General features: G+C 65.1%; 6 protein-coding genes. 2 read left to right on the forward strand and 4 right to left on the reverse strand.

The genetic code is table 11. From position 1 onward, the window contains the following. Positions 1–12: 12 nt before the first annotated feature. From KDB67_RS03680 to KDB67_RS03690, 3 genes are all read right to left on the reverse strand, one after another. Positions 13–378: a helix-turn-helix transcriptional regulator gene (locus tag KDB67_RS03680; protein WP_291012544.1), complete on the reverse strand. Its 366-nt coding sequence runs from the start codon at positions 376–378 to the stop codon at positions 13–15. Between the two features lie 201 nt (positions 379–579). Next, a complete protein-coding gene (locus KDB67_RS03685) occupies positions 580–1659 on the reverse strand; it encodes a 3-deoxy-7-phosphoheptulonate synthase (RefSeq protein ID WP_291012547.1) in 1080 nt (359 codons plus the stop codon). A 294-nt stretch (positions 1660–1953) separates the two neighbouring features. Next, entirely contained in the window at positions 1954–2400 is a 447-nt protein-coding gene (locus KDB67_RS03690) for an Lrp/AsnC family transcriptional regulator (protein WP_291012525.1), read from the reverse strand. Positions 2401–2497: 97 nt separating this feature from the next. Here KDB67_RS03690 and rocD point away from each other — a divergent pair, with 97 nt between their 5' ends. Continuing rightward, positions 2498–4573 carry an ornithine--oxo-acid transaminase gene (rocD, locus tag KDB67_RS03695; protein ID WP_291012527.1) on the forward strand — a complete coding sequence of 692 codons (2076 nt, stop codon included), beginning with the start codon at positions 2498–2500 and terminating at the stop codon, positions 4571–4573. A gap of 82 nt (positions 4574–4655) precedes the next feature. Here rocD and KDB67_RS03700 read toward each other — a convergent pair whose 3' ends face one another. Then, positions 4656–6653, reverse strand: a complete 1998-nt coding sequence (locus KDB67_RS03700; RefSeq protein WP_291012530.1) for a thioredoxin domain-containing protein — start codon at positions 6651–6653, stop codon at positions 4656–4658. A gap of 111 nt (positions 6654–6764) precedes the next feature. Here KDB67_RS03700 and KDB67_RS03705 point away from each other — a divergent pair, with 111 nt between their 5' ends. Further along, positions 6765–8165, forward strand: coding sequence for an ATP-binding protein (locus KDB67_RS03705; RefSeq protein WP_291012534.1), 1401 nt, complete (start codon positions 6765–6767; stop codon positions 8163–8165). Positions 8166–8292 lie beyond the last annotated feature (127 nt).

An 8292-nucleotide genomic window follows, 5' to 3' on the forward strand; every position in this document is an offset into this window, starting at 1 on the left:
GCGTACGGTGCGCTACGCGGCCAGGGCGTAGGGACCGCGGCGGATCGGTGCGGCCGGCACTGCGGCGGGTCCGCCCGGCACTGACCGCAGGACGGGCACCGGGCGGGCCTGACGGACCAGGTCGACGGCCACCTCGCGGACCAGGTCGACCAGGGTCAGGCCGAGAGCACCGGCGACTGCGGCCAGAATCTCCGACGAGGCGTCCTTGCGGCCGCGTTCGAGTTCGGAGAGGTATTGGGTGGACACGCCGGCGCGTTGCGCGGTCTCGACGAGCCGTTCACCCCGGTCGTGGCGGTATCGCCGCAGGACCCGTCCGGTCACCTCACGCCACAGTGGTTCGGGATGGTTGGGTTCGAGCTGGTTGTCGTACTCGGCCATACCCGCGATGCTAGCCACCCCGCGCACCTGACACCGGTCCGTTCCGCTCAGAGCAGATCCCACCGCCGGTTGAGGTGCGAGCCTGCGAGCCTCGAAACCCAGTGAGATGACATTGTCCGCTCACGTGGTTTGCCAGGCTCGTCGCTTGCGCTCCATCACACCTCAACCAGCTGGATGAGTGCTTGCGCGGGGGAAAGGAATTCAGATGTTTGCGAGAACTTCCAGGACCTCGGCGGTGGGGGTCCAGGCCATGCATTTGTCGGTGACCGACTGGCCGTAGGTGAGGGGGGTGGCGTCGGTGGACTGGGCACCGGCGACCAGGAAACTTTCGAGCATCACGCCGCTGATCGGCGATTCCTCGCCGGCAGCGCAGGCTTCGCGGATCGTCGCGGCGATCTCGCGGGCTACCTCGGCCTGCCGGATGTGGTCCTTGCCGGAGTTGGCGTGCGAGCAGTCGATCATCACCTTGGGTGCCAGACCGGCCTTGGTCAGACCGGCGACGGCATCGGCGACCGAGGCGTCGTCATAGTTGGGGCCGCGGGTGCCGCCGCGAAGGATGATGTGGCAGTCGGTGTTTCCGACGGTCTCCACCACCGCGCCGTGACCGAAATCGTCGACACCGAAGAACACATGCGGAGCGGCGGCGGCACCGACACCGTCGATAGCGACCTGTACGTTGCCGTCGGTGCCGTTCTTGAATCCGATCGGCATCGACAGGCCCGAGGCGAGCTGGCGGTGCACCTGCGATTCGGTGGTGCGGGCCCCGATAGCGCCCCAGGCGACGGCGTCGGCGATGTACTGCGGGCTGGTCGGTTCCAGGAATTCGGTGCCCACGGGCAGACCGAGGTCGATGATGTCGAGCAGCAATGATCGCGCAGTGCGCAGACCGCGCTCGACGTCGTACGTCTCGTCCATACCGGGGTCGTTGATCAGGCCCTTCCAGCCGACGGTGGTGCGGGGCTTCTCGAAGTACACCCGCATCACGATCTTGAGCCGATCGGCGTGTTCGGTGGCCAGCGGCGCGAGGCGGCGGGCGTAGTCGAGCGCGGCGACCGGATCGTGCACCGAACACGGTCCGACGACGACGATCAGGCGGTCATCGTGGCCGGCGAGGATCGCGGCTATTTCGTCGCGGTCGCGTTGCACGGCCAGCGCGCGGCGGGCGGTGAGCGGCAGTTCATTGCGCAGCGCGTCCGGCGAGGGAATGGCCCGGAACGTCTTGATGCGGCGGTCGCTGGTGGACTGTGGCAGATCGCTCTGGGGCAGATCGCTCTGGGGCAGATCGCTGACGGAGAGTGCGAGGTCGTCGGTGGTGGTCACGCCTGTGTGCCTTTCAGGTTGTGCCTGTCGTCGGTCGTGTCTTCGACATCCCGGGGCACAGTCCCTGGTGTTGTTCCGGTGCCCTGAAACGACAAGAGCAGCGACCACATTGGTCACTGCTCGGGCTCCGGATGGTTTTGTGCGAACGCGATTCAGCGCTTCACCGTGGCCCCACCCGGAGCCTCGATAAAGCGCCAATAGGCGCGTACACGTGTATTCACGCCGATCACCGTAGCACACGTGTTCCCGCCGGGATCACGGATGTGCCCTGTCGATGAGCCGCGACAGGATGATGATCGACTCCGACCTGTCGACGGCACCGGCCCGCCGGATACGTTCGAGGGCCTGTTCGAGGTGCCCGACGTCGCGGGCCACGACCCGCAGGATGGCGTCGGCCGAGCCGGTGACCGTTGCGGCGGAAACGATCTCGGGAATCGGTTCCCAGGCGGCGCGCAGGTCGTCGGGTGAGATGTTGCCGCGGCAGAACACCTGCACGTAGGCCTCGGTGGTCCACTGCATCGCACCCGGATCGATGACCGCGGTGAAACCACGGATCACGCCGTCGTCGAGAAGCCTGTCGACGCGGCGTTTGATCGCCGGAGCGCTCAGCCCGACCTCGTCACCGATCTGGGCGTATGTGGCCCGGGCATCGCGAGTGAGCGCGGCGAGCACCTGCTCGTCCAGATCGTCCAGCTTTCGCAACAGATCACCGCCCTTTCACAATCTACAAACTATTTGTTGTGCAGATGAGCAATCAACATCGATTGTTTGCACATTATGCCGACGATACGCTCGATTCATGACGCTGACCAACCCCATCGGAACCCACGCGACCACGCGAAGCGCGACACCGCGCACCTACGCGATGACCCCACCGATCCACTTCACCGTCAGCTATGCCATCAATCCGTGGATGAACCCGGACATCCCCGTCGACACCGATCTGGCGGTGCGGCAATGGCAACGGCTGCGCGACACCTACGCGAGCCTTGGGCACACCGTGCACCTCGTCGACGCCCAGCCCGGCCTGCCCGACATGGTGTACGCCGCCAACGGTGGACTCAGTGTCGGCGACCGGATCGTGGCCGCCCGCTTCGCCTTTCCCGAACGGGCACCCGAAGCCGAGCACTACGCCGAATGGTTTGCGACGCTCGCGGGCGCGACCGTGTGCCGCACCGAAGGTGTCCAAGAGGGCGAGGGTGATTTCCTCGTCGTCGGCGATCGGATCTTGGCGGGCACGGGCTTTCGCACGGACCGCGACACCCATGCCGAAATCGCCGAGATCACCGGACTTCCGGTGATCACACTCGAGCTTGTCGATCCGCGGTTTTATCACCTGGACACAGCGCTGGGGGTACTCGACGCGCACACCATCGCCTACTACCCGCCGGCGTTCTCCCCCGCCTCGCTCGCGGTGCTCCGCGAACTGTTCCCGGACGCGATCATCGCCTCGGAGGCCGATGCGCTGGCATTGGGACTCAACCTGGTCTCCGACGGTCATAACGTTGTGATGACCGACGCAGCAATGGAATTGACGACACATATCGCCGACGCCGGCTACCGTCCCATCACCGTCGATCTGTCCGAACTGCTCAAGGGCGGAGGTGGAATCAAGTGCTGCACCCTGGAATTACGGGTGCCGGCAGACCGATCACAGTGTCGTGAAGGGGATTCAGACATGAACGCAACCAGATTCGACGTCGAATCTCATGTGGCACATAACTACTCACCACTCCCCGTCACGGCGGCGACCGCCGAAGGAGTGTGGGTGACCGACGTCGACGGCGTCCGCTACCTCGACTGCCTGGGCGCATACTCGGCGGTGAACTTCGGGCACCGCAATCCGCGGATCGTCGCGGCAGTGACCGAACAACTAAGCCGGGTGACCCTCACGAGCCGGGCGTTCCTGTCCGACCGGCTCGAGCCGTTCTGCACTGCACTGGCCGATCTGTGCGGCAAAGACATGGTGCTGCCGATGAACACCGGCGCCGAGGCCGTCGAATCGGCCATCAAGGTGGCCCGAAAATGGGGCTATGACGTGAAGGGGGTGCCGGACGGACACGCGCGGATCGTCGTGGCGGGCGGCAACTTCCACGGCCGCACCACCACCATCATCAGCTTCAGCGACGACGACGAGGCGCGCGCCGGATTCGGCCCGTACACACCGGGATTCGATCGGGTCCCGTACGGCGACATCGAAGCGCTGGCCGCCGCCATCACCGCCGACACCGTCGCGGTGCTCGTCGAACCGATCCAGGGTGAGGCCGGGATCATCGTGCCACCCGACGACTACCTGCCGCGCCTGCGTGCCCTGTGCACCGAAAGCAACGTGCTCATGATCGCTGACGAGATCCAGTCCGGCCTCGGCCGGACCGGCAAGACGTTCGCCGTCGAGCACTGGGACGTCACCCCCGATGTGTTCACCCTCGGCAAAGCCCTCGGCGGCGGCATTCTGCCGGTGTCGGCGGTGGTCGCCGACAGCGACATTCTCGGGGTACTCACCCCCGGCACGCACGGTTCCACGTTCGGCGGCAATCCGCTGGCCGCGGCCGTCGGGCACACCGTCGTTGACATGCTTGCCGACGGCACCTGGCAGGCGCGGGCCGCCGACCTGGGCGCACACCTGCACACGCGGCTACGTGAACTCATCGGGCACGGGGTGTTCGCGGTGCGGGGTAAAGGTCTGTGGGCAGGCATCGACATCGACCCTGTGCTCGGCACCGGTAAACAGTTCTGCTTACGCCTGGCCGAGTGTGGCATGCTGGCCAAGGACACCCACGGCAGCACGGTGCGGCTGGCACCGCCGCTGGTGATCAGCCACGACGAGATCGACTGGGTTGCCGATCGCTTCACGGAGGCTCTGCGCAATCCATAACAGCGGGTCCACAGTGGACGAATGGCTGAGCGCATCGATCTGAGTGTGCTGTTGATCTCGGTTCCCGGGATCGACAGCACGGTCACGACGTGAGTTGGGTGGCCAGTGCGTCGACGGTCGTCACCGGCAGCCCGCATACCGTGCCCCGGCAGACGTAGACGGCGTCGGTACCGTCGACCGTTCCCCTGTCGGCCAGCAGAGGTGACGAATCCTTCTCGCCGGCAACCACAACCGACCCGCCGGGCGCCAGCCGACGGGCGGCTGCCACCAATTCGCCTGTACTGTCCGGGGTTTCGACGACGACGATCTGCAACGGCCCGGTGAGCACGGCCTCGGCCACCGCGAGCCAATGACCGGACGAACGCGGGAGTTTCGACAGGAGGATCGCCGCGCGGCCCAGTGTCGCGTCGAGCAGTTCCGAATATCGTGTCGCCATGTCAGTTTCGGCGAGCAACGAGCCGAGCAGCAAGGCTTCGGCCAGCAGCGAGGCACCCGCCGGGGTGGCGTCGTCGACGGCATCGCGTGGCCGCACGATGAGCCCGGATTCGCTTGAGTCGAACCAGCTTCCGACAGCGTCGGGGTCACCGAACAGCTCAATGGTCCTCTCGAGCAGCGTGACACCACGATCGCGCCAGACGAGGTCACCGGTCACCTGGTGGATCGTCAGCAGCGCGACGCACAGCGCGGCATGGTCGTCGAGCGCACCCAGCGGATCGCCGGTAACTCCGCCGAGCGATGACCGGCGGAGTTGACCGTCACGAATGTGGTTGTCCCACAATGATCCGGCACACCATACCGCGGACTCGACCCAGTCGGGACGACCCAGTCCCGCACCGGACTCGGCAAGCGCGGTGGCCGTCATCGCGTTCCAGGCGGTGACCACCTTGTCGTCGCGAGCCGGCTGGGGACGTGCGGCGCGGGCAGCAAGAAGCCGAGCCCGCACCCGCGCCCAACGCTCCGTTTCATCGGGGTCGCGCGGCAGTTGCAGCGTCGACGATCCGTGTTCGAAAGTTCCGGCCTCGGTGACACCGAAAAGATCTGCGGCCCAAGCACCGTCGTCGGCACCGAGCACATCGGCCAACTGCGCGGGCGTCCACACATAGGTGGAGCCCTCCACCCCGCCGGCGTCGGCGTCGAGCGACGATGCGTACCCACCGCCGACCCGCAGATCCCGCTCCAGGAACTCGACGGTCTCCTCGGTCACCCGCAGCGCCAGAGCGTTACCCGTGGTGCGCGCCAGGTGTGCGTAAGCCCGCAACAGTTGCGCGTTGTCGTACAGCATCTTCTCGAAATGCGGTACCACCCAGGCGTTGTCGACGGCGTACCGGGCGAACCCGCCGCCGAGTTGGTCGTAGATGCCGCCCCGCGCCATCGCCTCGCAGGTACCGATCGCCGCGTCCCGCGCCCGCGGCGTGGTCCGTTCACTGTGCCGCAGCAGCCCTTCGAGCAGCGCCGACGGCGGAAACTTGGGCGCCCCGCCGAAACCGCCCGCGACCGGATCCTCGTCGGCCAGGATCGCGGTGACCGCGGCGTCGAGCAGAGCGTCGTCGATCCCCCGCCCTGCGAACGGAAGAGCAGATACGTTGTCGCTCAAATGTTTACGCACCTGATCACCGACTTCGGCGACTTCATCGCGGCGCTGCGTCCATACTTCGGTGATCGCGGTGAGCACCTGCCGGAACGACGGCTGACCCCCGCGCGGGGTGAGCGGGTAGTAGGTGCCGCAATAGAACGGCGCACCGTCGGCGGCAAGAAAGCACGTCATCGGCCACCCACCCTGCCTGGTCATCGCGACGGTGGCGTTCATATAGATGGCGTCAATGTCGGGCCGTTCCTCCCGATCGACCTTGATGCACACGAAATCGGCATTCATCTGCGCGGCCGTGGCCTCGTCCTCGAACGACTCGTGCGCCATCACATGACACCAATGACACGCCGCATACCCGACGCTCAACAGCACCGGCACATCCCGGCGCGCCGCCTCGGCGAACGCCTCCGGCTTCCACTCCCACCAATCCACCGGATTCTCGGCGTGCTGGTTCAAGTAGGGGCTCGTCGCCGCAACCAATCGATTCGCCATGCCGTATCACTCCTGACAGTAGAAGCTGCCGCGAACGTCGCCAATAGCGCAGAGAGTCCACCTCACACCACCTAAACTGATCTGCACTGGAAAAATGTTACAGTAATTTCCATGCAGGCTGGCGAGGTTGACCGCGTGCTTGCCCTCACGGCCGCCGAGGCGGCTCTGCAGCTGGCCACGCTTGACGAAGGGCAGTGGTACGAGCGCAAGTCCGGGCGCACCGCTGCACGGGACGTCGCGGTGCCACTCATCGCAATGGCGAATGCCGAGGGCGGGTACGTTGCCGTTGGGATTCACGACGGCGCGATCGATGGGGTAGCACCCAGTCGGGTGAACGAGCTCCTCCAGACCGCCCACGACTTCACGACCCCCGTCGTACGGTGCAAAGTAGCCGAGTTGAGGACCGCCGCCGACCAGATTGTGCTCGTGTTCCAGATTGATCCGGGGGAGCATGTCCACGAAAATACGAAAGGAGAGGTCTATCTTCGTGTCGGCGACGAATCCCGCAGGCTCGGCTACGCCCAACGACGTGAACTCGAATACGACCGTGGCAGCGCTCCTTTCGACGGAACGAGCGTCGACGCTACGCGCCATGACCTCAGCGCCGCGCAGGTTAGCGCATATCAAGATGCGATCGGTGCGGCTACTCCGGAAGGTATGTTGGCGGCACGCGACCTACTCACTCGCAATGGGCATCTGACTGTGGCCGGCTGGCTACTCTTTGCCGAACGCCCGCAGTCTCTGTTCCCGAGTGCGGTCGTTCGAGTCCTGCGCTATGCCGACAACGAACGCGGCACAGGGGCCAGGATGACCCTCCTCTCGGGCGGCGACATCCGTTGCGAAGGCTCGATTCCCGAGCAAATCATCCACGCCGCCGCACTGATCGAAGAGTGGGTACCAAATACCCAGCCGTTGGCACGGAGCGGACGATTCGAGTCCCGTCCCATCATCCCTCGAGATGTATGGCTCGAAGGCTTGGTTAACGCTGTCCTGCACCGCTCGTACTCGATGGCAGGCGATCACGTTCGATTCGAGATATTTCCGAATCGAATCGAGATCTCGAATCCCGGCCGTTTTCCCGGACTCGCCGACCCGGCCAAACCACTGACTATCAGCCGATATGCCCGTAACCCCCGCATTGTCCGGGTCTGCTCCGACCTTGGTATCGCGCGAGAACTCGGCGAAGGGATCGTGCGCATATTCAGTGAGATGCGCAGCCTTGGGCTCACCGATCCGATTTACACCCAGACCAGCGGATCTGTGCGCCTCGTTCTGTCCTCGGCAGACGCGCTCCCTGACGATGTTCGCTCCGGTCTCACCAAGAGTGCGCGTCGGGTTCTCGACGTACTCCGCCTCGAAGGAAGACCCCTTGGAACTGGTCAAGTGGCCGAACTTGCTGATCTTGCTCGTCCCACGGCGTCCCGCCATCTCCAAGCGCTACGGGACCTTGGACTCGTGGTCTGGGATGGGCAGGGACCGAAGGACCCGCGTGCCTCATGGAGGCTCTTCTGATCTGATCTACTGAAACGTTCTACTGCAACATTCTTGCCAGTAGATGTTTCAGTTACCGACAAAGGACTTCGCGGTTAAACCGTTCAACACTCGAGCGATCAGGACCAGATTTGAGTGCCGTGACGAA

Source organism: Gordonia sp. (in: high G+C Gram-positive bacteria), assembly GCF_020438995.1.
Lineage (GTDB): Bacteria > Actinomycetota > Actinomycetes > Mycobacteriales > Mycobacteriaceae > Gordonia.

Coding starts and splice junctions, on each gene's coding strand:
- rocD (WP_291012527.1), top strand. CDS start 2,498: ATGACGCTGACCAACCCCATCGGAACCCACGCGACCACGCGAAGCGCG.
- KDB67_RS03680 (WP_291012544.1), bottom strand. CDS start 378: ATGGCCGAGTACGACAACCAGCTCGAACCCAACCATCCCGAACCACTG.
- KDB67_RS03705 (WP_291012534.1), top strand. CDS start 6,765: ATGCAGGCTGGCGAGGTTGACCGCGTGCTTGCCCTCACGGCCGCCGAG.
- KDB67_RS03700 (WP_291012530.1), bottom strand. CDS start 6,653: ATGGCGAATCGATTGGTTGCGGCGACGAGCCCCTACTTGAACCAGCAC.